Annotated in this window: 1 protein-coding gene and 1 pseudogene; one reads left to right on the top strand and one right to left on the bottom strand. The window is 60.2% G+C overall.

Going from position 1 to position 2468, the window contains the following annotated elements; translation table 11 throughout:
• Positions 1-49: 49 nt before the first annotated feature.
• Positions 50-1354, bottom strand: a complete 1305-nt coding sequence (locus NUW23_16045; protein MCR4427661.1) for a tetratricopeptide repeat protein — start codon at positions 1352-1354, stop codon at positions 50-52.
• A 358-nt stretch (positions 1355-1712) separates the two neighbouring features.
• Here NUW23_16045 and NUW23_16040 point away from each other — a divergent pair.
• Positions 1713-1907, top strand: a pseudogene (locus NUW23_16040) (transposase).
• Positions 1908-2468 lie beyond the last annotated feature (561 nt).

Genomic DNA, 2468 nt, shown 5'->3' with positions numbered 1-2468 from the left:
TTCTTTTCTCCCCGAGCCCCCGGAGAGGCCCTACCCACTTAAACTTTACTCAGTCCATGATGCTTGACAGTTCGTGAATCGAGCCAGCCAGCGACGAGATGTCGTCCCAGTTGCCGAACTCCTCCGGCAGAACGAGAGTGGCCTTGCTGCGGCTAGGCGCGGGAGGTACCAACGAGCCGCTCTCGTCCCAGGCGGGCGGAAGCGGCGGCACTGTGTCGGACTCCCCGTACGCCTCGTCAAAAGCGTCGGAGAGAGAGTCACCGACCGCTGCACAGAATCCTATCTTCGCCCCGCGCATCATCACCTCGACTGCCTTCTCGTAGTCACCGCGCGCCATGTAGATCTCGCCCAGAGCAGACAAGGCGGGGCCGAAGTCATCCCTGGCCGCCAGCGCCTCGAGATACAGGTCTTCGGCCAAGCGCGAGTCTCCGAGGTCGCGCACGGAGTTGGCGAGGTTGGTGAGTATCATTGGGGACTCGGGGTCAGCCTCCCTGGCTGCCACCAAAACCGTGACCGAGTCGGGAAGTTCCTCCAATAGGCGCAGTATCGCCCCGAAGTTGTTCAGCGCGAGGGCCAGGTCGGGCATGACCATGACTGCGCGGGCGGCCAGGACGACTGACGCCGCACGGGATGCTCCAGGCGCGGCTATCGCTGCCGCGGCAGCTGTAAGCTCTTCCACATCTGCAGTCCGAACCGACGAGGGTGGACCCTGCTCTATCTTGCGGGTTAGCGACTCCACAAACGATCGCTCACCCGCGGTGAGCTGGCCGAAGTATAGATCGTGATATCTCCTTGCCAATGCGACTAGCTCATCGGCGGAGGGCACGGTGCTGAGGTCCAGCTCCGCAGCAGTGGAGGGCGCGCCACCCGAGACGAAGTCAAGGAGGTCCTCCAGGTCGCTCTCACTGAATTCGCCGCCTGGACCGCCGCCTCCCGCGTGCGCGACTCTATTGACGGTCTGGCCCTTGACAATGGTCACGCTGAACACCGTTGGCACCGCGCCTCCGATCCCACCTGTTGGTGAGACGGTCGCAAGCCCCATGCCGCCCGCCGGCATCGCCATGACCATGTATGAGCCGGGTGGCAGATCAGCTACCAGAGTGCCCGATGCTGATAGCATCAGCGTCACGCTGTGGCCGTTCGACATGTTCGTAGCCATCGCCGTGTATCGAGCGGTCACATCGGTACCTCCAGAAAGCACCGTTAACTCCAGGCGGCCAGTGGTGACGTCGCTGCTCGCCGCCCCTGCAGCCGCGGCCGTAGGATCGCCCGCAACGAGCGCGCACACCAACATCAACGGCACGAGAACGACAACGGGTCTTCTCACAGCAGGTCTTCTCACGGCAGGTCCCACACTTCTTCCCTCCCATCGAAGACGAGGATGCACCGGGCTTTGTGGAATCTGGGGTAGCGGCTCTCTATTCCGTTGTGGTGAAGCCGAGCTGTGAGAGAATGGAGGGAGCCGCCGGTGCCAGCATATCACAGGAAGGGTAGTCCTGGAAGAGCCAAATTGCCTGAGATTGGCGACAGAGCACTCAGAGGGCTTTATCAACGTGTAGGAGATGGAACGACCTCAAAAGAGAAGCGACTGCCGGGTCACAATGTAGTGATGCAGAATGTAGCTTGTAGGAGCGAAGCGCTGTCCGGGTGCGGTGGGCCTGATCCGGTCTTGTGGACACATGCCATAGAGGAGGCCACCATATCCACCGCAGTTCAGGGCGGAGGCTGTTCGCCTGGTGCGCGAGAGTGGGAAGCCTATGGCACAGATCGCAAGGGATCTAGGGGTATCAGTGGAATCCCTGCGTAATTGGACCAGGCAGGCTGAGATCGATGCGGGAGAGCGTGAGGGGCTAACGACTGCTGAGCGGGAGGAGATCAGCCGGCTTCGGCGAGACAACCGGATCTAGCGCGAGGAGCGTGAGATTCTAAAAAAAGCCGCAGCCTTCTTTTGTAGACTCTGTGCTGCCACAAAAACACGGCCGACCAGGAAGTGATGCGCTCCGAACAAACCTATTGGCGCCGAGATCACTTTTCCGTGAGGTCTCTAGCTACTTTCCCTTGACAGGTACATCTGCCGGTCTGGGTCTATTGGACTTCCCTGAGCTATGGTAGAATGAGGATACGTCTCACGACCTAGGTATCGCTTAGGCGGTCTCCACAAGCGTCGGCGATCTAGACTGATGCCACTTGAGGAGATTCACGCCATTATGCACAACCACCTCATACCGGGTTCCTCCTTGCGCATCAGGCAACAGCTGTGCCTGTGCCGGAGGTTTGCGTGCCAAGGGACGGGCAAAAGGTTGCCAACTCTGACCTTGAAGGCAGGAATAATGCGGCGATGGCAATGGGTCTCTCCTCAGACTCATTAGCCTGCCGGTATCGGGGCTCTTGGGATAGGTGGAATCAGTAGTCAGGCACAGGTTCGCGGGAGGGGGGCGTGTACCGACGTTTACAGTTGAATCGTCCAT

This window comes from Bacillota bacterium (assembly GCA_024655925.1).
Taxonomy (GTDB): domain Bacteria; phylum Bacillota; class DTU025; order DTU025; family JANLFS01; genus JANLFS01.
The sequence above is the reverse complement of the archived record's forward strand: the minus strand, read 5'-3'. Positions and strand labels throughout refer to the sequence as shown.